Source organism: Pseudoalteromonas sp. S1727 (genome assembly GCF_005886375.1).
In the GTDB taxonomy this organism is placed as follows: Bacteria; Pseudomonadota; Gammaproteobacteria; order Enterobacterales; family Alteromonadaceae; genus Pseudoalteromonas; species Pseudoalteromonas haloplanktis.
Window position 1 is genome coordinate 40690 of sequence record NZ_PNDT01000079.1, and the last position, 23104, is coordinate 63793.

23 protein-coding genes are annotated in these 23104 nt (G+C 42.0%); 4 read left to right on the forward strand and 19 right to left on the reverse strand.

The features are described from left to right. Positions 1 to 29: 29 nt before the first annotated feature. The 3 genes from prpC to CWB85_RS16395 all read right to left on the reverse strand — a co-directional run bounded on the left by prpC (position 30) and on the right by CWB85_RS16395 (position 2843). A complete protein-coding gene (gene prpC / locus CWB85_RS16385) occupies positions 30 to 1154 on the reverse strand; it encodes a bifunctional 2-methylcitrate synthase/citrate synthase (protein WP_138555462.1) in 1125 nt (374 codons plus the stop codon). A gap of 35 nt (positions 1155 to 1189) precedes the next feature. After that, positions 1190 to 2062 (reverse strand): methylisocitrate lyase, encoded by an 873-nt coding sequence (gene prpB / locus CWB85_RS16390; RefSeq protein ID WP_138555463.1) that lies wholly within the window; start codon positions 2060 to 2062, stop codon positions 1190 to 1192. Between the two features lie 79 nt (positions 2063 to 2141). After that, positions 2142 to 2843, reverse strand: coding sequence for a GntR family transcriptional regulator (locus tag CWB85_RS16395; RefSeq protein WP_138555464.1), 702 nt, complete (start codon positions 2841 to 2843; stop codon positions 2142 to 2144). Between the two features lie 265 nt (positions 2844 to 3108). On the opposite strand from CWB85_RS16395, the gene rsmF reads away from it, so the two are divergent. Continuing rightward, positions 3109 to 4545: a 16S rRNA (cytosine(1407)-C(5))-methyltransferase RsmF gene (gene rsmF, locus CWB85_RS16400; protein ID WP_138555477.1), complete on the forward strand. Its 1437-nt coding sequence runs from the start codon at positions 3109 to 3111 to the stop codon at positions 4543 to 4545. 374 nt (positions 4546 to 4919) lie between these two features. Continuing rightward, complete coding sequence (locus CWB85_RS16405; RefSeq protein WP_029216038.1) at positions 4920 to 5738, forward strand: polysaccharide deacetylase family protein; 819 nt, start codon at positions 4920 to 4922, stop codon at positions 5736 to 5738. 15 nt (positions 5739 to 5753) lie between these two features. Here CWB85_RS16405 and CWB85_RS16410 read toward each other — a convergent pair whose 3' ends face one another. The 14 genes from CWB85_RS16410 to yceD form a co-directional block, all read right to left on the reverse strand. Further along, on the reverse strand, positions 5754 to 7607 hold the full coding sequence (locus CWB85_RS16410; RefSeq protein WP_138555465.1) for a metallophosphoesterase family protein: 1854 nt from the start codon (positions 7605 to 7607) through the stop codon (positions 5754 to 5756). Between the two features lie 7 nt (positions 7608 to 7614). Continuing rightward, entirely contained in the window at positions 7615 to 8394 is a 780-nt protein-coding gene (locus tag CWB85_RS16415; RefSeq protein WP_138555466.1) for a TatD family hydrolase, read from the reverse strand. Between the two features lie 11 nt (positions 8395 to 8405). Further along, a complete protein-coding gene (locus CWB85_RS16420; protein ID WP_016707434.1) occupies positions 8406 to 8732 on the reverse strand; it encodes a PilZ domain-containing protein in 327 nt (108 codons plus the stop codon). Positions 8733 to 8740: 8 nt separating this feature from the next. Continuing rightward, a complete protein-coding gene (gene holB / locus CWB85_RS16425) occupies positions 8741 to 9637 on the reverse strand; it encodes a DNA polymerase III subunit delta' (protein ID WP_138555467.1) in 897 nt (298 codons plus the stop codon). Position 9638: 1 nt separating this feature from the next. Then, positions 9639 to 10268: a dTMP kinase gene (gene tmk / locus CWB85_RS16430; RefSeq protein WP_138555468.1), complete on the reverse strand. Its 630-nt coding sequence runs from the start codon at positions 10266 to 10268 to the stop codon at positions 9639 to 9641. Positions 10269 to 10298: 30 nt separating this feature from the next. After that, positions 10299 to 11294: an endolytic transglycosylase MltG gene (gene mltG / locus CWB85_RS16435; RefSeq protein WP_138555469.1), complete on the reverse strand. Its 996-nt coding sequence runs from the start codon at positions 11292 to 11294 to the stop codon at positions 10299 to 10301. Continuing rightward, positions 11288 to 12091 (reverse strand): aminodeoxychorismate lyase, encoded by an 804-nt coding sequence (gene pabC / locus CWB85_RS16440; protein ID WP_016707438.1) that lies wholly within the window; start codon positions 12089 to 12091, stop codon positions 11288 to 11290. Before pabC ends, mltG begins: the two co-directional genes overlap by 7 nt. Positions 12092 to 12165: 74 nt before the next feature. Continuing rightward, entirely contained in the window at positions 12166 to 13404 is a 1239-nt protein-coding gene (gene fabF / locus CWB85_RS16445) for a beta-ketoacyl-ACP synthase II (RefSeq protein ID WP_138555470.1), read from the reverse strand. A 112-nt stretch (positions 13405 to 13516) separates the two neighbouring features. After that, positions 13517 to 13753 carry an acyl carrier protein gene (acpP, locus tag CWB85_RS16450; RefSeq protein ID WP_016707440.1) on the reverse strand — a complete coding sequence of 79 codons (237 nt, stop codon included), beginning with the start codon at positions 13751 to 13753 and terminating at the stop codon, positions 13517 to 13519. 239 nt (positions 13754 to 13992) lie between these two features. Further along, positions 13993 to 14739, reverse strand: a complete 747-nt coding sequence (gene fabG, locus CWB85_RS16455; RefSeq protein WP_016707441.1) for a 3-oxoacyl-ACP reductase FabG — start codon at positions 14737 to 14739, stop codon at positions 13993 to 13995. A 12-nt stretch (positions 14740 to 14751) separates the two neighbouring features. After that, positions 14752 to 15678, reverse strand: a complete 927-nt coding sequence (fabD, locus tag CWB85_RS16460; RefSeq protein ID WP_138555471.1) for an ACP S-malonyltransferase — start codon at positions 15676 to 15678, stop codon at positions 14752 to 14754. A gap of 58 nt (positions 15679 to 15736) precedes the next feature. Continuing rightward, the gene (gene plsX / locus CWB85_RS16465) at positions 15737 to 16780 is read right to left on the reverse strand and encodes a phosphate acyltransferase PlsX (RefSeq protein ID WP_016707443.1); all 1044 of its coding nucleotides are present in this window, start codon (positions 16778 to 16780) and stop codon (positions 15737 to 15739) included. A 12-nt stretch (positions 16781 to 16792) separates the two neighbouring features. Further along, positions 16793 to 16963, reverse strand: a complete 171-nt coding sequence (rpmF, locus tag CWB85_RS16470; protein ID WP_002962381.1) for a 50S ribosomal protein L32 — start codon at positions 16961 to 16963, stop codon at positions 16793 to 16795. A gap of 9 nt (positions 16964 to 16972) precedes the next feature. After that, on the reverse strand, positions 16973 to 17497 hold the full coding sequence (gene yceD, locus CWB85_RS16475; protein ID WP_016707444.1) for a 23S rRNA accumulation protein YceD: 525 nt from the start codon (positions 17495 to 17497) through the stop codon (positions 16973 to 16975). Positions 17498 to 17639: 142 nt separating this feature from the next. Between yceD and CWB85_RS16480 the strand changes: the two genes are divergently transcribed. Next, a complete protein-coding gene (locus CWB85_RS16480; RefSeq protein ID WP_016707445.1) occupies positions 17640 to 18239 on the forward strand; it encodes a Maf family protein in 600 nt (199 codons plus the stop codon). Here CWB85_RS16480 and CWB85_RS16485 read toward each other — a convergent pair. Then, complete coding sequence (locus CWB85_RS16485) at positions 18229 to 18879, reverse strand: HAD-IA family hydrolase (RefSeq protein WP_138555472.1); 651 nt, start codon at positions 18877 to 18879, stop codon at positions 18229 to 18231. The two genes, CWB85_RS16480 and CWB85_RS16485, sit on opposite strands and share 11 nt — an antisense overlap. Then, positions 18876 to 19835: a 23S rRNA pseudouridine(955/2504/2580) synthase RluC gene (gene rluC / locus CWB85_RS16490; protein ID WP_016707447.1), complete on the reverse strand. Its 960-nt coding sequence runs from the start codon at positions 19833 to 19835 to the stop codon at positions 18876 to 18878. Before rluC ends, CWB85_RS16485 begins: the two co-directional genes overlap by 4 nt. A 621-nt stretch (positions 19836 to 20456) precedes the next feature. Here rluC and rne point away from each other — a divergent pair. Further along, positions 20457 to 23104: ribonuclease E (gene rne, locus CWB85_RS16495; RefSeq protein ID WP_138555473.1), on the forward strand; the 2648-nt coding region annotated here is incomplete at its 3' end.

The following is a 23104-nucleotide window of genomic DNA, read 5'->3' on the forward strand; positions in this document are numbered from 1 at the left end:
GCTCATATCATATGCGCCCACCCGATGTCTTAACGTGATTCAATCGGCGTATAGCTACGTGCTTCTGGCCCTGTATAATCTGCACTTGGACGAATAATACGATTATTAGCACGTTGCTCTTTTACATGTGCTGTCCAACCGGTAACACGGCTCATTACAAAAATTGGCGTAAATAATTTCGTTGGGATCCCCATAAAGTGATAAGCAGAGGCATGGAAAAAATCAGCATTACAAAATAACTTTTTCTCACGCCACATTACCTCTTCACAGCGCACGGACACAGGGTAAAGTACATCGTCACCCACTTCTGCAGCTAACTTTTCAGACCATTTTTTAATGATCACATTACGTGGATCCGACTCACGGTAAATAGCATGACCAAAGCCCATAATTTTGTCTTTACGCTCAAGCATGCCCATAATTTCTTGCTCGGCGTGATCAGCATCTTTAAAACCTTCTATCATATCCATGGCGGCTTCATTGGCGCCGCCATGTAATGGCCCACGTAAAGTACCAATTGCACCGGTTACACAGGAGTGGATATCAGACAAGGTTGACGCACACACACGACCAGTAAAGGTAGAGGCATTAAACTCATGCTCTGCATATAAAATCAGTGACACATTCATCACTTGCGCAAATAATTCAGACGGCGCTTTATCATGTAGCAAAGTTAAAAAGTGCGCGCCCACTGAATCATCATCAGTTTGCGTTTCAATGCGCACGCCATCATGAGTGAAGCGATACCAATAACAAATAATACTAGGGAATAGCGCAATCATACGATCAATGGCATCATTTGCTTGGCTAAAATCATGTTCCATTTCAAGGTTACCCAACATAGAGCAACCGGTACGCATCACATCCATTGGATGTGCATCTTTTGGAATATTCTCAAGCACAGTTTTAAGTGCTGTAGGCAAACCACGTAAACTTTTTAATTTAGCTTTGTACTCGGCAAGCTCTGTTGCGGTTGGTAATTCACCCCGAGAGAGTAAAAATGACACTTCTTCAAACTGCGCTTTTTCTGCAAGCTCGCTAATATCATAACCACAATAAGTTAAACCAGAACCTGTTTGCCCTACTGTACATAATGCTGTTTGACCTGCTACTTGACCACGTAAACCTGCGCCACCTAATGCTTTATCGACCATGTGTGTTCTCCTAAATGTTGTTCTTCTAATTGGAATTATTTATTTGCTGAAAAAAGACTATCAAGGGTGTTTTCATACGTGTGGTAGTCTAAAAAGTCGTACAGTTCAGCACGTGTTTGCATGTTGTCAATTTGGCTTTGTTGTGAGCCTTCATTCAAAATAGCGCTGTACACGTTTAGTGCCGCTTTATTCATCGCTCTAAATGCACTTAATGGGTATAACACCATTTGCACACCAACATCACTTAACTGCTCTTTTGTATAGATTGGCGTTTGACCAAACTCAGTGATATTAGCCAAAATAGGCACATTCAGCGCATTAGTAAAGGCTTGATAATCCGCAAGGTCGTGAACAGCCTCAGCAAAAATTGCATCAGCGCCAGCTTCAACACAGGCCGCAGCACGGTCAATTGCTGCATTCAAGCCTTCTTTTTGAAACGCATCAGTACGGGCCATAATGTAAAAGTCACTGTCAGTTTTGGCATCAACCGCCGCTTTAATGCGGTCAACCATTTCCGCTTGTGAGACGATCTCTTTATTTGGGCGATGACCACAACGCTTTTGCGCCACTTGATCTTCAATATGAAAACCAGCCGCTCCTGCTTTGGTCATCTCTTTTACGGTACGAGCGATATTAAACGCCCCACCCCAACCAGTATCAGCATCAACTAATAACGGAAGGTCGCTGGCACCGGTAATGCGGCGAATATCTTCAAGTACATTATCAAGACTGGTCATACCTAAATCTGGCATACCGTATGAGGCATTGGCCACACCTGCTCCAGATAAGTAAATTGCTTGATGACCCATTTTTTCGGCCATCATCGCAGTATATGCGTTGATAGTCCCCACCACTTGCAATGGCTGGTTATTGGCAATCGCCTGTTTGAACTTTGATCCTGCTGACATTGCTGTCTCCTTTGAACGGTAGCTGCTCGAGGCAGACTCTATTTTTAAATTTTAACTATGACACTTTTACTGTCTTTAATTACTGCGCAACCTTCTTTTGCGTAACTAGCAAATTGAATTTTGCTTGAATATTAGCTTGTGAGGCACTGATATGCCGCTTCATTAGCAGCTCGGCTAGTTCACCATCATGATTTTCAATTGCATTAATAATCGCTAAATGCTCATCAAACGCTTTTGATACCCGAGGGCCGACCATGCCCATTTGCACCCGATACATGCGAATTAGCTGGTACAAACCATTACTTAATAAATGAATGAGGTGCTCGTTCTTACTGGCTTTGATAATGCGATAGTGAAAATCTAAATCCCCAGCCTCTTGATAGTAAGATTCACCTTCTTTTACTCGTTGCGTTTGTAAATGTTGGTTAAGCAATTGCTTTAAGCTTTGCACTTCATCAGGTGCCATATTGTCGGCAGCTAAGCGACACGCTAAGCCTTCAAGGGCGCTGCGTACTTGATAAACTTCTATTAACCGCTCAGCAGTCAGGGCAACAACCCGACACCCTACATTGGCTTTACGCTCAACTAAATAACAACTCTCAAGCCGATTTAACGCTTCGCGCAATGTCGCACGACTTACTCCATAACGTTTTGCAAGCTCTGGCTCTGATATTTTACTGCCTTGTTCAATGCTGCCTTCTACTATCTCACGGCGCATATCTACAAACACTTGATCTGAAGCTGTGGTAATAAGTGTTTCGCTAAAAGCATCTTGGGTCATTGAGCCCTTCTTTAAGATTGTCGACAATTTATATTGACACTATGGGAGTTCATTAGAACAGAGTCAAGTCTAAATCAGTATAAAAAACATAAAAACCCCATTATTGTCGACATAAGTATAGATTATAATGGTCTAACTGCTCATTTAAGCATCAAGCAAGGTAAAGTGTCGACACGCCAAGTTTTGTAAAATCTCTATTAAGGCGCTGCTCTTGAGGTATAAAAATGCTAATATACGGTTTTATTTCTTCACTGTGAGCCTAGTCTTGGACGCCAATACATATATTCCCCAGCACTTTATTGATGACGTAAAGACCTATTTACCTGAACATTTAAAGCTTGATGATTTTCTCAGTGCTTGTCGAAGGCCCTTGCGTAAATCAATTCGCGTTAATACCTTGAAGATGTCTGTTGCCCAATTTAGACGTATTGCGGAACAAAAAGGTTGGCTGTTAACACCTGTGCCTTGGTGTGAAGAAGGTTTTTGGCTAGAGCGACCTATAGATGAAGAACACGCGCTGGCACTGGGTAATACCGATCTCCACCTAAGTGGCGCTATATATGTGCAAGAAGCCAGCTCCATGTTGCCACCTATGGCACTGAAAGAATCACTCTCAGAAGCACAGCATGTACTCGATATGGCCTCAGCGCCAGGCTCTAAAACCTCACAGCTTGCGGCATTAATGGATAACCAAGGCGTATTAGTGGCGAATGAATTATCGTCATCTCGTTTAAAAGTACTCAGCGCTACTTTAAAACGCATGGGGGTGGGTAATTGCGCCCTGTCACATTTTGATGGGGTGATTTTTGGTGATTATATGTTTGAGTGCTTTGACAGTATTTTACTCGACGCGCCATGCTCTGGTGAAGGCACTGTGCGCAAAGACGCAGATGCGTTAAAAAATTGGTCGATTGAGTCGAATATTGATATTGCCAAAGTACAAAAAGATTTAATCAAAAGTGCCTTCTACGCTTTAAAGCCCGGGGGGACATTAGTCTATTCAACTTGCACCCTCACACCGCTTGAAAACCAACATGTGTGTGAATTTCTGTTAAATGAGTTTCCTAACCAGCTAACTATCGAACCCTTAGATACTTTATTTTCAGGTGCTGAATGCGCGACAACAGCTGAGGGCTATTTGCATGTTTGGCCACAAACATTTGACAGCGAAGGTTTTTTTATTGCTAAGTTTAAAAAGCTTGCCAGCACTGACAACCCGAATCAAAAAGTAAAAAAAGGCGCATTTCCATTTCAATCGTTTGACAAAAAACCCAGCCAAGCTTTTTACGCTGAATTAAAAAAGCAATTTGGCATTACAACACTAAGCGGTTCATTAATGCAACGGGATAAAGAGCTGTGGTTGTTTCCAGAGGAATTTTCTGCCATTGAAAATAAAATAAAGTATGCACGCCTAGGTATTCACCTTGGTATGATCCATAAAAATGGCGTACGTCTAAATCATGAATTTGCCACTGTATTTGGCACTCAATGTAAAAGTAATACCTTCGCGTTAAGCGATCAGCAAGCAAGTGATTATTTTCAAGGCAAAGATATTCGCTTAGATAAGCCCACTAATACCCTAGGTGAAGTCGTTTTAACCTTGTGTGGTTGCCCTATCGGGCTTGGGAAATGGCAAAAAAATAAAATTAAGAACTCACTGCCACGTGATCTGGTACAAAACAATCAATTAATAAGCTGGTGAGAATAAGCTGTGCATAAGCTGACAACAAGTAATGGATAAATTTCATACTCAACGGTTGTTTTTTATGCAAATAGTTGTTTTATAAGTAGTATAAAATTTCATCATTTATTGGGGTTTTTTACGTATGTTAACTACACTTAATAATACTTTCTACTTCTCCCTTAACGAAATTTAGAAGGTGTTTTTAAAGTTAGCGCAGGCTCACTAGAGCCATCCCCTAAGCCCAGAACAATGCGGATTCGTTCTGGGCATTTTTTTGCTCCGCGTTATTATCTATACCCAAATCATAGCAACCGTGTTAATTTTTTGATAATCGATTGCTTTTACTGTAATTTGTTGTTTCTATAATGAATAAAAAATAACGATGATCGACCATGTTAAAACGACTATCAATAATAACAATGGCTGCACTATTAACCAGCCAATCAAGCTTTGCAGTAGAATCTGATCTCTACCTCGGTTTCCAGTATCCAGGTAAAGCACAAAATGCCATTAGCATTACGTTTGATGATGCCCGCCACAGTCAAGTTGATATCGGCACGGCAATATTAAACAAACACCAAGCCAAAGCCACTTTTTATGTATCTCCTTTCAACGCCAAAGAGCGCCTAACTAAATGGCAAGATGCGGTAAAATCAGGCCATGAAATTGGGAACCATACTAGTAGTCATGTCTGTACTGGGAATTTTGAATGGTTACGAAAGCAAAATTTGTCACTGGAAGAAACCACTCTAGCTTGGCTTGAAAATGATATTCTCAGCGCGCAAGCATACATAAAAGAGCAACTCGGCGTTACGCCACGCGCTTTCGCCTATCCTTGCGGTAACACCTTTGTTGGCCGTGGCGTTAATACCAAAAGTTATGTGCCAATTATTGCAAAACATTTTGATAGTGGCCGTACTTGGTTAGATGAGTCAGCTAACAATCCAAATTTTACCGATTTTGCACAGCTTACGGGGCTTCGCATTGACGGGTTGAGTTTTGCTGAAATCATCACTATGTTGGAACAACTTCGCGAAAATAACGCATGGCTTATTTTGGCTGGCCATGAAATTGGCAAAGGCGATCAATACACCACAGATGCTAAAGTGCTCGAGCAGTTGCTTGTGTATTTACAAGACCCTGACAATGGCTACTGGCTTGATACGGTCAGTAACGTGGGTGATTACGTTAAAACCCAACGTGAAAAGTAGATGAGATTAAGCCGCTTAATTATCGTTTAAATCAAATTCGGTGGTGCGGCTATCAGCATGGATCAGTTGATAGCGCGCCAGCTTACCTTGTTTGAGCTCTATCAAACTGATCGCTGCATCGCTCACTAAATATTTTTGGCCATCCCCCTTGGTTTGATGTTTATCAACTTCCATGTGCCAACGCTTAGTAAAAAAGTTAAGCGGGCTTTTCGGGGCGTATAAAATCGAGTCGAGCTTATCGAGTATATTGATTAATTTTCGGGGAAACTCATTTTTAATACCACTGGCAGTGAGTTGCCAAATGCGGTTTGGGTGCTTGCCAAAGCGCTTTTGCACGGAAAAGCAAAACGAGTAATGTACATCTCCTGATAAAATCAGTGTTTCTTTGGGGGTATCATCGCGACGGAAAGTATCGAGTAATTTTTTTGCTGAGCCTTCATGGGCCATCCAGTTCTCTACATCAACCAATAAAGGCTGTCCACACATATTAAATAACGCTTGAATAGCTTCTATTGATTTCACCCCAAACACTGGCGCAGGCGAGACTATAATTACTTGCTCATGCGTTAATAAACTATTTTCAAGTTCTGTAAGGCGCTCCCAATCAAGTAATCCGGAGGGCTCATTAAAGTTTTGCTCATTACGCCAGCGGTGAGTACGAGTATCAAGCACCACCACTTTTGGTACCGTATTAAGTTCATAATGCCAATGGTTAAACTCTAATATTGTTTTATCGAACGCCTTGAATTGCCATTGCTTTTGCTTGCTTAAACTGGTTTTAAACTCATCGATTAATGCCCCTGTTTTCATTCCAGCATCATTGCCAAAACCTTGCATTAGCCAATAACTGATCAAACCATTATTAACAATACGGCGGCTCACTGGGTGCTGATAAATCACTTGCTCCCAACCTGCAGTTAAATTCCAATCATCGGTGACATCATGATCATCAAACATCATAAGGGTTGAAACATTAGCAAATAATCGCTGTACCTCGTGTAGTCCTTGACTAAACTCAGCTAACGCCTGTTTTTCATTATCGAAAAGTTGTTGGCACTTAGCTGTTTTAGCTTGATAACTAATTGACTCAAAATCAAGTAACGACCACACAACAGGACTAAAATTAAGCAAGTACAACGCAATAAATTCTTCAAAAGAAACTAAATGATTAGCGGCTTTTAAACTAGAAAAGTGCGGCTCATCTTTTTTTAACCAATAACCCACGCCAATTTTACTACGTTGTTGCCACGGCACTTTAGGCAAAAATAGATGACGTTGATACAGCTGCTCTGAAAGTTGCGCTGGCAATGCAATATCCAATGGTTGCTCTTTATAAATACCCAATAACTCAATTAACCGGTAGATTGCGATTAACATGGCGCCGGCAACATCATCGGCATACACCTGATCACCCGATAGCAATAAAATATCAGCACCGGCTTTACCTTGTGTGCGCTGCTGAGCTTGCCATCGTTGTGCGGCAACGAGGCTATCTTGGGCTGGGTGATGCGGGTTACGGCACGAGCCATGAAATATTTGCTCAAGTGTTAGCGGGATCACAAACTCTGGAGTGGCTTTGCCATCATAACAAAAATCACTGAGATCTATTTGTTGCTCGTCGTTAAAAAGGCGATAACCAAGTAATACGTCGGCAGGTAAGTCTGCATTAATTGATTTTAATACGATGAAATGCAAAAACAGTTGCTTGCCCAGCGCAATACTGTGATGTTCACTGTACGTGTCAACATTATCCAGTTCAATACGGTATTGTGAAGGGGTGCTAGTGGCAAATTGAAAACACACCCCTTTAGCATCAGCACGGCGCACCATAGGCCCCATTAATAACTCAGGGAGTGATGCTGTGCTCATCAACGAATTAACCTTTATCTGCTAAATTAAATAATGAATAAAAGTTAGCAGTGGTTGCCTCGGCCAGCTCTTTGTAACTAACACCTTTTAAATCTGCAATGTAATATGCCACATCCTGGACATAGGCTGGCTGATTGGTTTTACCACGATAAGGCACCGGTGCTAAATACGGAGAATCGGTTTCAATTAACAAGCGATCAAGAGGGATTTGCTTAACGACGTCTTTAAGTTCCACGGCATTTTTAAATGTCACGATACCTGAAATCGAAATATAAAACCCTAAATCGATGGCTTTTTTCGCCATATCCCAATTTTCTGTAAAACAGTGTAATACCCCACCACAGTTTTCAGCGTTATGTTCACGCATTAAATTAATGGTATCTTCGCGGGCATCACGGGTATGAATGATCAGCGGTTTTTGTAATTCATTCGCCACTTCAATATGACCGACAAAACTGGCTTGTTGCACGGCATGTGTGTCTTTTGCGTAATAGTAATCAAGGCCAGTTTCACCAATGGCCACCACTTTATCGTGGCTCGCTAAATCGATTAAACGCTGCTTATCTAATGCGTCTTTTTGATCAAGGGGATGAACACCGCACGACGCAGATACATCATGGTAACCTTGAATTTTTTCCAGCATGCTAGGAAATTGATCAAGCGTTACGCTTACACATAAAAAGTGCTCTACTTGTTTTGCTCTTGCGTTATCAAGTACTTGGTCTAAGTTTAAATCGAGTTTATCAAAATCGAGGCGGTCTAAATGGCAATGAGAATCTACAATCACGGTACTGCTTACTACATGGTATAAGTTGGATTACCAGAGTTTAACATAGTCCCTAGTAGTTTTTCGATCTTCGCATTCAGGTTTGTTTTATCATCGATAAAACTAATCCCAATTCCCGGTGGATTTGAGCTTTGTGCACCTTGCGGTGTGATCCATGCAACTTTGCCAGTGATCACATCATCCTCTAGTGCATCAGGTAAGGTAACTTTAAGTGCTAAAGAATGGCCCATTTCATAACGCATATTAGTGCGCACAAATAAACCACCGGTTTTTAAATACGGCATATAACAGCGGTATAACTCGTCTAAATCATCTATATCGACTAATAATTCTTGCACAATCAATCCTATTTATGGCTGTTACGTAAACGATACGCTAAACGCGAAACTGCTAATGGCAAATTCAATCCGAGTATCTGGGTACTGTTTTGCACAAACTCCGCCAAGGCGTTTTGTGCATTTTGGTACGAGTCAAAGTCCATTCCAGTGATCAGTTGTTGTTTTAATTGCTCGCTTAAAAATAAACTAAATACACGAATACGTTCGTTATCTTTACTAATAATATCAACTAACGCACTGAAATTATGGCCTTGTTTTAACTCAGTTGCAAATTTATAAAGTTGATCAATCACTTCAAGCTGTTCATCCTGCTGCCAGCGCGCGACCAGCAATGGTTGCTGAGTAAACAATTTTAACCATGGATACGCAGGGACGTTTAATTGTGCGATCCACTGCATTGCCACTTCAGTATTATGAACTTTAACTTCACTGAGCGCACAACGGCTTAAAATTGTCGCAGGCAATTGTGCTGTCGCATTGGTGGTTAGCAATAAAAATCGCTGAGGACTTGGCTCTTCTAAGGTTTTTAACAGTGCATTTGCAGCAGCTGTGGTCATTTTGTGGCAATCATTGATCACCACCACTTTATTGGCATTTTGCGCTGCTGATTGCTGCATAAAATCACTCACGCTGCGTATATCGTCAACACCAATACTTTGCCCATCGGTTTGCACTGTATATTTATCTGGATGAGTCACTGCTTGGTTTAAGTGACAGCTTTTACAATGTCCACACGCGACTAGATTTTGCGGCGCGCTACACAATAAAGCATTGGCTAATTCCTCAACTAAGGCGTGCTTACCAACACCTTGCTGGCCATTAAACAACTGCCCATGATGAAAACGCCCAGCATTAAAACTGGCGGTGAGCTGCTGATGAACATCGTTAAGCCAAGGATAAATCATGTTATGGATTACTTTTTACAAATTGCTCAAGCACCGTAACGATATCTTGATGAACTAGCTCCATACTCTGCGCGGCATTAACTGTTTTAATGCGTTCATCACTATTGGCAAGTTCTAAATAGCGCGCTCGGGTACGTTCAAAAAAGCTCAGAGCTTGCTGCTCAATTCTATCTAGCTCACCACGGCCTTTGGCACGGGTAAGCCCCACGGCAGGGTCGATGTCTAAATAAATAGTAAGATCTGGCTTTAAGCCTTGTAGCACAATATCGCCAAGCGAAGCTAAAGTGCTTGTTGCAATTTCTCGACCGCCACCTTGATAAGCTTGTGACGAAAGGTCGTGACGATCCCCTAACACCCATTGGCCTTTTGCAAGCGCTGGGCGAATAACATTATGTAATAACTGTGATCGAGCTGCATACATTAGCAATAACTCAGTTTCACTGGCAATCTCTTCATCGTGATTGTCTTTCACTATAGTGCGCAGCGCCTCAGCAATCGGGGTGCCGCCAGGCTCTCGCACATTAACAAAGTCAATATTGTGTTGAGCTAAAAACTGTTGGCAAATAGCAATTGCCGTTGATTTTCCAGCACCTTCAAGGCCTTCAATCACAATAAATTTTGCTGCTGTCATGATCTCTCTTTTTTGTTGTAAATTTTAAAGCTAGTTCGCTAACTGTTTTTGATAACGTAAATAATCTTGCACGGCTTTATTGTGCTCTTTTAACGTTTTAGAAAACTGATGACTGCCATCTCCCTTTGCTACAAAGTACACATACTCAGATTCTGGTGGGTTAACGGCCGCTAAAATTGCCGCTTTTGATGGCATGGCAATGGGTGTTGGCGGTAAGCCATTTATTTTGTATGTGTTATACGGCGTATAAGTGGTTAAATCTTTACGCTTAATATCACCATCAAAATCCACACCTAAACCATAAATTACCGTAGGATCGGTTTGCAAACGCATTTTGGAGTTTAAACGATTATTAAACACTGACGCAATCAATGGCCGCTCACTAGCAAGACCAGTTTCTTTTTCAATAATTGACGCTAAGATCAACGCTTGGTATTGGTTTTCATAAGGTAGGCTATCCGCTCTTTGTAACCACGCAGTATCAAGTACCGTCTGCATTTTTAAATAAGCACGCCTTAACACGCTACTGGCCGTGTCATTTGCATGATAATGGTAGGTTTCCGGAAACAACCACCCTTCTAGATGCTGTTCATTGCCAGTGATTTGCAAACCCAGTTCGTTTGCTTTTAAATCTTGCTGTAGGTGAGGAGCTACTGCAATCTTTGCCAATACATCCCGCAGCATTTGCCCTTCAATAATTGTAAAACTAAAGCTTACTTGCTGACCTTGATTTATTCGACGAATATTATCCAGTACGGTGCTTTCATCAAGTTGGTATAGGCCTGCTTTTAAATCGGTAAGTGTTGGATCCAGCTTGGCGAGTATTTGATAACGAAGACAACTCTCAAGCCATTTTTTAGCTTGCCACTGTTGGCATAGCTGATTAAACCCGGTGCCTTTTTTAACTTCAAATAAGGTATTAGCAGGCACAGTTAATGTACTATTGATAGTGCTTTGTAATTGCTGATAGCCAATACCCGTGACCAACAATGCCAACAACACAATAGAGATAATCACTCTTAACACGCAGACTCCTTGGCTAACAAACCATGCAGTAGTTTTAAACTAGTCGTTAAATCAAAGCCAGTATCCGCAATAGCAATAACAGGAACGATGGCCATTAAACTGTTACACAAGTACACCGCATCCATTTGCAGTAACTCAGGCAATGTAATATCAATAAATTCAATCTCTAACTTATCACACAGTGATTGCAGATAAACCCCTTTGATACCACAGTTTTGTAATTGTGGGCTAACAACGCGGCCATTGTGAATAGCAAATATATTCGCAGCAGAAGCTTCAATCACATTGTTGTGATAATCACAGACTAAAACATCATCACATACTTGTGCATCCATCGCGCGTTTGATCATCACTTGCTCTAATCGGTTTAAGGTTTTTAAACCCGCAAGTAATGGTTGTGAAGCAAGCTTTATAGGGCTTACTGCAAGTTTAATACCCTGCTGCGCTTGTTGTTCATAATGTACAGGAAACGCTAATTGCGACAACAAAATAGTGGTTTGTGGCTGCTCAGGTAATGCATACCCTCGCCCACCTTCACCTCGAGTAACAACTATTTTTAATACACCTAGCGGCACACTTTGAATATAACTGTTAACAGCCTGCGTTAGCGCGGCGATATCAAGCGCATCGAAACCCAATCGTGCAGCACACTCTTCAAGGCGCGCACAATGCAATGGCCAATGTTCAACTTCACAATTATGCACTTTTGCGGTAGTAAAAAACCCATCGCCATAATTTAGGCCGCGGTCTTTATTACTCACTGTGCTTGTTGCATCTGTAAATATTATTTTTTGCATTGGTTGTTATTTTTTTGCATATAAAAAAGCCCAGTTACAACTGGGCTCTTATTTTGTCTCGTTGTTAAAAATGATTATACCTTTTTAAATAGCAACGAGCCATTAGTACCGCCAAAACCAAACGAGTTACATAATGCGTAGTCTAGTTTTGCATCACGAGCTGTATGCGGAACATAATCTAGATCACAGCCTTCGTCAGGGTTATCAAGGTTAATTGTTGGTGTTACTTTTTGCTCTTGTAATGACAAAATAGTAATAATGGATTCAACCGAGCCTGCAGCACCGAGTAAATGGCCCATCATAGATTTAGATGAGCTCACCATCACATCTTTTGCTGCACTGCCAAAGATTGATTTAACCGCGGAGGTCTCAGCTTTATCACCTGCGTTAGTCGACGTGCCGTGCGCGTTGATATAGCCCACTTGATCTGCATTTACACCAGCATCATTTAATGCATTTTCCATCGCAAGGGCTGCACCTGCACCGTCTTCTGGAGGTGATGTCATGTGATATGCATCGCCACTCATACCAAAGCCTACTAGCTCAGCGTAGATTTTAGCACCGCGGGCTTTTGCGTGTTCATATTCTTCAAGTACGATAACACCCGCACCATCTGCAAGTACAAAACCGTCACGGTCTTTATCCCATGGACGAGAAGCCGCTTGTGGGTCATCATTACGAGTAGACAGCGCACGCGCAGCATTAAAACCACCCATACCAATCGGAGTCGATGCTTTCTCTGCACCACCCGCTACCATAGCATCGGCATCACCATAGGCAATCATACGCGCCGCATGGCCGATATTATGTAAGCCAGTAGTACACGCTGTCACAATTGAAATATTTGGACCACGAAGACCGTGCATAATCGATAAATGACCTGAGATCATATTGATAATGGTCGACGGCACGTAAAAAGGAGAAAGCTTACGTGGGCCACTGTTTAATAATTTGATGTGGTTTTCTTCAATTAGTGTTAAACCACCAATGCCTGACCCTACAGCAACACCCACACGTTGTGCGTTTTGCTCTGTGATCTCAAGGCCAGAATCTTGTAGTGCCTGCACACCCGCTGCTATGCCATATTGGATAAACAAATCCATTTTTTTAGCATCTTTAGGTGACATATAGTTAGATGCATCAAAATCATTCAGCAAGCCTGCGAATTTGGTGCCAAAACTTGAAGTATCGAAATGTGTGATAGTTTGAATACCACTTTTGCCATTTAACAAGCCTTGCCAGGTTGATTCAACATCGTTACCTAGCGGTGTCAACATTCCTAAGCCAGTTACGACGACTCGACGTTTAGCCACGGGTTGCCTCCAATAAGGGAATTATTATTTTAGGTGGGTGTGTACTAAATTAATTAGTATCATATTATGGATAGATTAAGGGCAGCGAATGCTGCCCTTAATTTGCGATTGATTACTCAGCGTGAGCTGTTACGTAATCGATTGCAGCTTGTACTGTAGTGATCTTTTCAGCTTCTTCATCTGGGATCTCAGTGTCAAACTCTTCTTCAAGAGCCATTACTAATTCAACAGTATCAAGTGAATCTGCGCCTAAGTCATCAACGAAAGAAGCTTCATGCTTTACTTCTTCTTCTTTAACACCTAGTTGCTCAATGATGATTTTCTTTACGCGTTCTTGGATGTCGCTCATTCTTCTTTCCTTTATTAAAAACGCCAATGCGTTATTTTCAGATTGCGGCGTAGTTTACGGCGCATAATTCTGTGATTCAAGGATTTGCTGATAAATATTTATCTGGTCAAACCTCTTGAGGGTTATTTGTGTCTTTTATCGCTTATTTTCAATGCGAATTCAAGTATGTTTAAAGCAAGATCACAAAAAATTCAACATTTTTCGATAAACTTACTGAAATCAAAAAAGGAACAAAGTTCCTATACCATATACATAGCACCGTTTACATGCAGGGTTTCACCTGATACATACGCTGCTGCATCTGATGCTAAATAGCACACCGCTGCGGCAATTTCATCTGGTTGACCTAATCGACCAGCTGGTACATTAGCAAGGGTAGCTGCTTTTTGCTCATCTGTAAGCTCATCAGTCATATCCGTTTGAATAAAACCTGGTGCAATTACATTGACTGTAATACCACGCGAGGCAACTTCACGAGCAAGTGACTTAGAAAAACCAATAACGCCCGCTTTCGCTGCAGCATAATTAGCTTGACCCGCATTACCCATAGTGCCTACAACCGAACCAATATTGATGATTCGACCATTTTTCTTTTTCATCATCGGGCGTAAAACAGCCTTAGATAAACGGAAAATAGAGCTTAAGTTCGTATCAATGATATCGTCCCACTCAGCGTCTTTCATGCGCATAAGAAGATTATCGCGGGTGATACCGGCATTATTTACTAATACATCAATATCACCTAAATCTGCTTTTATTGCCGCAAGTGTCGACTCAATCGAAGCAGGATCAGTTACGTTAAGTGCATAACCTTTACCATTCTCACCTAGGTACTCACTAATATTGGCAGCACCTGATTCACTGGTTGCTGTACCCGCTACTTTGGCACCTTGTGCAACTAAGGTTGTCGCGATTGCTTTACCAATACCACGGCTAGCGCCTGTGATTAGGACAACTTTGCCCTCTAACGAAAATAAATTTGCCATTGTTTCCTACTCTTATTTTGCTGCATCAATGCTGGCTTGATCGTTTATCGAGCCACACACCATTGCTTTATCAATACGTTTAGCAAGGCCTGTCAGGACTTTACCTGGGCCAAACTCATAGCTTTGTGTAATACCTTGCGCCACGAGTGCTTGCACTGTTTCAGTCCAACGTACTGGGCTATATAGTTGACGTACTAAGGCATCTTTAATTGCATCTGCCGAGTTTTCAGCACTTACATCAACATTATTAATTACATCACACTTAGGTGTATTAAATGTTAAAGCAGCTAAATCAGCAGCTAATTTTTCAGCCGCAGGCTTCATTAACTCACAATGTGAAGGCACACTCACTGATAAAGGCAGTGCACGTTTTGCGCCCGCTTCTTTACATGCTTCTGAAGCACGCTCTACAGCAGCTTTATGCCCTGCAATCACCACTTGACCTGGAGAGTTATAATTCACAGGTGCAACAACTTCATTTTGTGCTGAAGCTTCACACGCTGTTTTGATTTCATCATCACCCAAACCAATAATAGCAGCCATAGAACCCACGCCTGCAGGCACCGCTTCTTGCATATATAAACCACGGTTTTCGACTAGTTTAACCGCTTCAGCCAAGCTTAGTACATCGGCACATACTAGCGCTGAATACTCACCTAAACTATGACCGGCCATAGTAACCTCTGCGTCTGGGTTTGCAGCTAACCATTGACGGTAAATCGCCACTGATGCTGTTAATAGTGCCGGTTGGGTACGATGGGTTTGATTGAGTTCTTGTTCTGGACCATTGAGTACTAACGCCGCCAAATCATAACCAAGTGCTTGTGATGCTTCAGCAAATGTTGCTTGAACTACGTCAGATTGCGCTAAAAGCTCACTTAACATACCCACAGATTGTGAGCCTTGACCTGGAAAAACAAGTGCAATTTTTTGTGCCATACTTTGCTCTTTTAATTAAACAAATAAATAAGTGTCTAAGTACACATCTGACAAATAATTAATCGTCAGTTGCGACTTTTTTAGTTGCATGTGTTTGCTCGAAAATAGCTGCTATTTTCTCAGGAAGTTGACGCTCAACCTCTCTGACAGCTTCATCGATAGCAGCATGAAATGCTTTATCTGAGGCATTCCCATGGCTTTTTACGACAATACCGCGCAATCCTACCAGAGAAGCACCGTTATACTGGTCGGGGTTCACTCGTTTATAGAGTTTTTTTATTACCGGCTGTAACATAAACGCCAAGCATTTATAGAAAAAATGCTTTTGCAAGGCTTTAGTCAACTTAAACATAATGAGTTTTGCAATGCCTTCACAGGTCTTTAGCGCTACGTTACCGACAAACCCTTCACAAACGATTACATCTGACTTACCAGTGAAAATATCGCTCCCCTCACTGTAACCTATGTAGTTAAGGTAGTCACACTGCTGCATTAATTGCGCAGCTTGTTTGATGTCTTCATGGCCCTTGATGTCTTCAGAGCCTATATTTAACAAACTTACTTTTGGATTGTCGCAACCAAGTGCCTGCCCAGCAACCACAGAACCCATAATACCAAACTGGTACAAGGTTTGTGCATCACAATGTACGTTTGCTCCTAAATCGAGTAAGTAAACAGGGTTTTTCCGCTCGGTGGGCACCGCAGAGATTAATGCTGGACGCTTTACGCCGGGCAACATTTTTAACACATAGTGGGCCATGAATAACAGCGCGCCAGTATTGCCAGAGCTAACACACGCTTGCGCTTCGCCTGATTTAACTAAATCGAGGGCAACACGCATTGAAGAATCTTTTTTTGATCGCACCGCAGAAGATGGTTCACAGCTATTGGTGACAACTTCACTACAGTGGCGAATAATTAGGCGAGGATGAGAAAGAGAATCGAGGGATTCGAGTTCTTTAGATATTACTTTTTCGTTACCACATAAGATTAATCTTAAGTTGGCATTGGCATTTACCGCGTTAACGGCTGCGGGGATAGATGAACGGGGGCCATAATCGCCCCCCATCATATCTAACGCAATGGTTAGATTGGTCAGCATAAAAGCAATCTCTTATTTAGAAATTACTTGAACGCCTTTGTAGTAACCATCTGCAGTCACGTGGTGACGACGGTGAGTCTCACCAGATGTTTGGTCTACAGTTAAAGTTGGACCACTGATCGCATCGTGTGAACGGCGCATGCCGCGTCTTGCACGAGACTTCTTGCTCTTTTGTACAGCCATAGTCTTCTCCTAAGAATCTTTCTTAAGTTGTTTCAAAATATCAAATGGATTTGGTTTATCATCTTCCGCTTTTAAAACACCAAAGCTGGCAGGCTTTGCTGAATAACTGCATGAAGCTTCGTTGTGGGTAGGCACTAATGGAATTGCTAAAAGCAGTTCGTCTTCGATTAACTCAAAAACGTCTATTTCACCATTTTCATCAAGTGCTACTTCATCGTAGACTTCTGGAAGATCATCTGACTCTGCATCCAAACCGACTGGCGAATACACAAAGTCTTGATCCAAATCCAACCCTAAATCACCATTACAACGTTGACAAGTAACCGTTACGTGTGTGGACAAATTGCCGCTTATCACAACCAAACCTTGCTCATCATTCTTGCAATGAATTTTTACCGCTATTTCACCTACTTCTTCCTGGATTACTTCCCGTAAACGGGTCAGTTTCTCAAGCTGAACAATACCGTCATAACTTAAACGATGTTGGGCTGCTTTACCTGGATGAAGAGTGATGGGAATTTTCACCTTTTGCATAGGGGCTGCATCATATAGATAGTTACTTAGTTAGTCAAAGTAAAAAACCATTTTTAGCTGGTTTTTCGCGATTCATTTCTTTGTTTTAGCGACGGATCTGATTTATCCTAACTCAATCTGATTTTCATTAGGAAAGCCATCCGTGCAGCACCGTCTTATTTTAGCCTCAAGTTCACCTTTTCGTCAGGCTTTATTGCAAAAATTTAATTTACCATTCGATACCTTCTCACCAGATATTGATGAGTCACCATTAAACAATGAATCTCCAGCGCAATTAGTTACACGCTTAAGCGAATTAAAAGCGCGAGCAGCCCTAAGCCATTTTCAGCATGGCTTAGCCATTGGCTCGGATCAAGTGGCCGTATTTAATGGGCAAATATTAGGGAAACCACATACTAAAGAAAATGCCATCAAACAACTTAGCTTATTCAGTGGTAATACAGTGACCTTTTTAACCGGTTTATCTGTATATGATATTAAAAGTAACATTATAGAAACCGTTGTTGAGCCTTTCGAGGTGACATTTAAACATCTATCACTTGAACAAATTAGTGCTTATTGTGACGCAGAGCAACCGTATAACTGCGCGGGCAGTTTTAAAAGTGAAGGGCTCGGAATTTGTTTATTTGAAAAGCTCAGCGGCGACGACCCAAACAGTCTGATTGGCTTACCACTGATCAAACTCAGTCAGTTACTGACCGAGTTTGATTTTGATGTTTTAAGCAATCAAACTAACGATTGACTAACAATGTCCTTAGTTGCTGATAGGAATCAACCGTTGCAATAGGGGTAAATTCGCTAAGCTGTTGCGCATTGTGTACCCCCATAGTCACGCCAAGGCGGTCAATATTAGCTGCTTTTGCCATCGCCATATCTATTTTAGTGTCCCCAATCATCAGCGCATCTACATGTCTAATGTTAAGCTCTACCAGCAATTGCAATAGCATATCAGGTGCAGGTTTTGACAACGCATCATCACTGGTGCGAGTTGCAACAAAGTAATCTCTAAGTTGTGTTTCATCAAGCAAACGCTCAAGCCCTGCACGACTTTTCCCCGTTGCTACAGCCAATAACACTCCTTGGTTTTTTAAAGCCGTTAAAGTGTCTACCACATCGGTAAACAATGGAGTTGGCGTAACATCAACAAATTTATACTGATGTTTATAAGCTACAATCAAATCAGTATGTACCGTGCTATGTTCAGGAAATAAACTCGCAACAGCATGCTCAAGAGACAAACCTATAATATTTTTTGTCGCCTCATCACTCGGTGCTACAACACCACAGGTTAATGCAGCTTGGCGCATACAGTTAACGATTTTAGGCACCGAGTTCATTATGGTGCCATCCCAATCAAATATGACTAATTTATATGCTGTCATGATTTAGCGGCGCGCAAGGTTTTAATGCAATTGACTAAAGCATTATCTAGTGGGGCTTCAACACGCATAGTGGTTTCGTTTTTAGGATGATAAAAACTCAAGTCATGTGCGTGTAAAAATAAGCGATTTAAACCAATTTTACGCATCGCAGCATCAAACGCTTGATTACCGTATTTATCATCACACGCAATCGCATGACCACGGCACTGAGTATGAACACGAATTTGGTGTGTACGCCCTGTAACAGGCGATGCCTGCACGAGTGAGCACTCATCAAAACGCTCCAACACTTTAAAGCGCGTATGAGACGGCTTACCTTCGGTATTATTAACACGTACTATACGTTCACCTGATTGTAAGGTGTTTTTTAATAACCCTTCAGTAACGTTTTTATCTTTTGAGTCCCACTGTCCATCAACTAGCGCCCAGTAGTTTTTTTCCATGGTTTTTTCACGTAACTGTTCATGCAAGCTGGTTAGCACTGAACGGCGTTTAGCTATCAATAAGCAACCTGAGGTGTCTCTATCTAAACGATGCACCAATTCTAAACTACGTTCATCAGGGCGAAGTACACGTAACGCTTCAATTAAGCCATAGCTTAAGCCGCTACCACCATGAACTGCCATGCCCGAAGGTTTATTAATCACCATCAAGTATTTGTCTTCAAATAAAATGGCATCTTCAAGTTTAGTAACAACATCCAGATTTTTAGGCACAAACTCTTCGCGCTCAGCTACCTTGATTGGTGGCACACGCACGATGTCGTTGAGCTGTAATTTATACACAGGCTTGATGCGCTTTTTATTTACACGCACCTCGCCTTTACGAAGAATTCGATACACAGCGCTTTTAGGCACCCCTTTTAAATGGGTAATAAGAAAGTTATCAATCCGTTGACCTAAATGGTCTTCGGTAATCGTGACGAAAGATACTTGTAAGCCGGTTTTTTCTGACATTGCCTAATCACTGATTTAAGTAAAATAATTTTAGTTGCTAACACAGTTGTAATAGTGGGATAATCACCGACGCAAATATGTATTTGCAGATAACAACGGTGCTTTTTAACACATTAAGACATTCGTGATGCACATTCTGGGTAATTGATCATACAGATCCGAGATAAGTTTTCCAAAGCTTTTATACATACCCAGTTTACACGTGCGTTCAATTAACTCCGATGCGTGTAATATATCGCCAGTTAAGTTGAGCACGAAGTGTTATTAAATGTTGATGAAAAAAGCAATTTGAACAGATAATTTGTCTGATCGTGACGGCGTACGACACGCCGTTCAGCAGATGTACTGTAAAACACCTAAGTTTATTTAATAAATGGTCGACTCTGGACAGAACTCGAATACGTCACTGTAAAAACAGCCGATAGTTTTGACACCATAATAGAATTTAATAACGTAACATGACGTTATTGTCAGCCAGCACCATAAAGATACTTAAGGTACAAATACAGTACCAAGCTCCCCCACAGATCCAGTCGTGAGACTGTACAAAAAGAAGCGATGGAGCAACTGAACAGGCGAAAAGTTTCGTCATGTCAGCGACATAAACAGTAGAGTAACAATATGAAACGTATGCTAATCAATGCGACGCAGCAAGAAGAAATGCGCGTAGCACTGGTTGATGGCCAGCGCCTGTATGATTTAGATATCGAAAGCCCGGGTCACGAACAAAAAAAAGCCAATATTTATAAAGGCAAAATCACACGTATCGAACCGTCATTAGAAGCAGCCTTTGTTGATTACGGCGCTGACCGTCACGGATTCCTACCATTAAAAGAAATCGCCCGTACTTACTTCCCACAAGGCTATACTTTCCACGGTCGTCCAAATATTCGTGACGTGATCAAAGAAGGTCAAGAAGTCATTGTCCAAGTTGACAAAGAAGAGCGTGGCCAAAAAGGCGCAGCCCTGACCACTTTCATCAGTGTTGCCGGTAGCTACCTTGTTTTAATGCCTAACAACCCTCGTGCTGGCGGTATTTCTCGTCGTATCGAAGGTGATGAGCGTACTGAACTTAAAGAAGCACTAAGTCGCTTAGAGCTGCCTAAAGGCATGGGTTTAATCGTACGTACCGCAGGTGTTGGTAAATCGTTTGAAGAACTAAACTACGATTTAAAAGCTCTATTAGTACACTGGGATGCCATTCAACAAGCATCAGACAGCGGTAAAGCCCCCTTTTTGATTCACCAAGAAAGTAACGTAATCTTCCGCGCTATCCGCGATTATTTACGTCGTGACATTGGTGAGATCCTGATTGATAAAGCCCGTGTATTTGAAGAAGCAAAAGCACACATTGAGCGTTTTCGCCCTGACTTCATGAGCCGTGTAAAACTTTACCAAGGTGAAGTACCACTGTTCACACATTATCAAATTGAAAGCCAAATTGAGTCAGCATTCCAACGCGAAGTGCGCCTTCCTTCTGGTGGTTCAATTGTGATTGACCCAACAGAAGCCTTAACTTCTATCGATATCAACTCATCAAAAGCCACTAAAGGCGGCGATATCGAAGAAACAGCCCTTAACACCAACTTAGAAGCAGCAGATGAAATTGCACGTCAATTACGCTTACGCGACTTAGGTGGTTTAATCGTTATCGACTTTATTGATATGACGCCACCGCGTCATCAGCGTGAAGTAGAAAACCGCTTAAAAGATGCGGTTCGCCCTGATCGTGCTCGAGTACAGATTGGTAAAATTTCTCGTTTTGGTTTACTTGAAATGTCACGCCAACGCCTACGCCCTTCACTTGGTGAAGCAAGCCAAGGCCCATGCCCACGTTGTAGTGGTCAAGGTACTATTCGTTCAAATGAATCGATTGCATTGTCAATCCTACGCTTAATTGAAGAAGAAGCGATTAAAGACAATACCTCACAAGTTAATGCACAAGTGCCTGTAGCAGTAGCTTCATACTTGTTAAATGAGCAACGTCGTAGCGTACACCGTATTGAAAAACGTCACAGCTGTGATGTGGTGATCATTCCAAATCAACACATGGAAACTCCTCACTACGAAGTAATTCGTTTACGTAAAGATGAGACCATTGAAGCAGCAAGCTACGAGCAAATCACAGCACCTGAACCAGAAGTATACGAAACATCTAAAGCACCAACGGTTGCAGTACGTGAAGAGCCTGTACTAAAAGGTGTGGTTATGCCATCAACACCGGCACCACAAGCTCAAGCAAAACCTGCGGCACCACAAGCTGCTGCGGTGCAACCGCAAGTAAGTTTATTTACTGCCATTGGCAATTGGTTCAAGGCTTTATTTGCAACACCTGCTGAGCAAACTGAAAATAAAGAGCAACAGCAAAAATCAGCTAACGAGTCGCGAAATAATCAGCGCCGTAATAATGATGGTGATTCTCGTCGTCGCAATAACCAGCGCCGTCGTAATAATTCACGTGGTAAATCACAAAACGAGCGAGCAGACCGTACTGCTGAAGAGACACCAGCAACAGCAAACAACGAGCAACAAGAAAGAAACGACAACCGCAATAAACGTCGTCGTAATCCTAATTCTCGTAAACGTAACGACACTCGTAACGATGACAACAAAGTTACCGCAGCAAAAACAGAGGCAAAAGCAGACGTTAAAGACACTACGCAAGCTAAAAATGTAGCTGTTGACACACCTGAGCAGAAGCCTAAAGTTCGTCGTCAACGCCGTAACTTACGTAAGAAAGTGCGCCTGCAAGATGAAAATGCACCAACCGTTGAAACAACAAACGAAACAGCTAAAGCTGAACAACAAACGGCACCTGCTGTTACTGAAAAACCAGCTAAGCCAGTTGTAGAGCAACAGGATGAAGTAAAAGCAGTCGCTGAAACAACTCCTGTAGACGCACCTGAGCAAAAAGTTGAACACACAACTTCGAGTGAGCAAACGGCACCTAGCGAACAAGACGCCACACAAACTGATGAAGAGCAAGGTCAAACACGTACACGTTCACGCCGCTCACCACGTCATTTACGTGCTGCCGGTCAGCGCCGTCGTCGCCCAGAGGGTGAAGAAGCTGCACCAACACAAGGTACACAACCGCCAGCATTTATACCGGTAGCCGACCAAGCTGCTGCTGAATATGAAGCTGAGTTAAAAGCAAAGCAAGCCGCTGAAGCTGGTGAAACAACTGTTGCTGAAGAAGTTCCTGTTGTTGCTGAACCTGCTGCCACAACTGCACCAGAAAAGGTAGTTGAAGAAGCACCTGTTGTTGC

What these genes read in the sequence shown, in the direction of transcription:
- prpC (WP_138555462.1), bottom strand. Translation starts at nt 1,154, where the DNA reads ATGGTCGATAAAGCATTAGGTGGCGCAGGTTTACGTGGTCAAGTAGCA.
- prpB (WP_138555463.1), bottom strand. Translation starts at nt 2,062, where the DNA reads ATGTCAGCAGGATCAAAGTTCAAACAGGCGATTGCCAATAACCAGCCA.
- CWB85_RS16395 (WP_138555464.1), bottom strand. Translation starts at nt 2,843, where the DNA reads ATGACCCAAGATGCTTTTAGCGAAACACTTATTACCACAGCTTCAGAT.
- CWB85_RS16405 (WP_029216038.1), top strand. Translation starts at nt 4,920, where the DNA reads ATGTTAAAACGACTATCAATAATAACAATGGCTGCACTATTAACCAGC.
- CWB85_RS16410 (WP_138555465.1), bottom strand. Translation starts at nt 7,607, where the DNA reads ATGAGCACAGCATCACTCCCTGAGTTATTAATGGGGCCTATGGTGCGC.
- holB (WP_138555467.1), bottom strand. Translation starts at nt 9,637, where the DNA reads ATGATTTATCCTTGGCTTAACGATGTTCATCAGCAGCTCACCGCCAGT.
- tmk (WP_138555468.1), bottom strand. Translation starts at nt 10,268, where the DNA reads ATGACAGCAGCAAAATTTATTGTGATTGAAGGCCTTGAAGGTGCTGGA.
- pabC (WP_016707438.1), bottom strand. Translation starts at nt 12,091, where the DNA reads ATGCAAAAAATAATATTTACAGATGCAACAAGCACAGTGAGTAATAAA.
- acpP (WP_016707440.1), bottom strand. Translation starts at nt 13,753, where the DNA reads ATGAGCGACATCCAAGAACGCGTAAAGAAAATCATCATTGAGCAACTA.
- fabG (WP_016707441.1), bottom strand. Translation starts at nt 14,739, where the DNA reads ATGGCAAATTTATTTTCGTTAGAGGGCAAAGTTGTCCTAATCACAGGC.
- fabD (WP_138555471.1), bottom strand. Translation starts at nt 15,678, where the DNA reads ATGGCACAAAAAATTGCACTTGTTTTTCCAGGTCAAGGCTCACAATCT.
- plsX (WP_016707443.1), bottom strand. Translation starts at nt 16,780, where the DNA reads ATGCTGACCAATCTAACCATTGCGTTAGATATGATGGGGGGCGATTAT.
- rpmF (WP_002962381.1), bottom strand. Translation starts at nt 16,963, where the DNA reads ATGGCTGTACAAAAGAGCAAGAAGTCTCGTGCAAGACGCGGCATGCGC.
- yceD (WP_016707444.1), bottom strand. Translation starts at nt 17,497, where the DNA reads ATGCAAAAGGTGAAAATTCCCATCACTCTTCATCCAGGTAAAGCAGCC.
- CWB85_RS16485 (WP_138555472.1), bottom strand. Translation starts at nt 18,879, where the DNA reads ATGACAGCATATAAATTAGTCATATTTGATTGGGATGGCACCATAATG.
- rluC (WP_016707447.1), bottom strand. Translation starts at nt 19,835, where the DNA reads ATGTCAGAAAAAACCGGCTTACAAGTATCTTTCGTCACGATTACCGAA.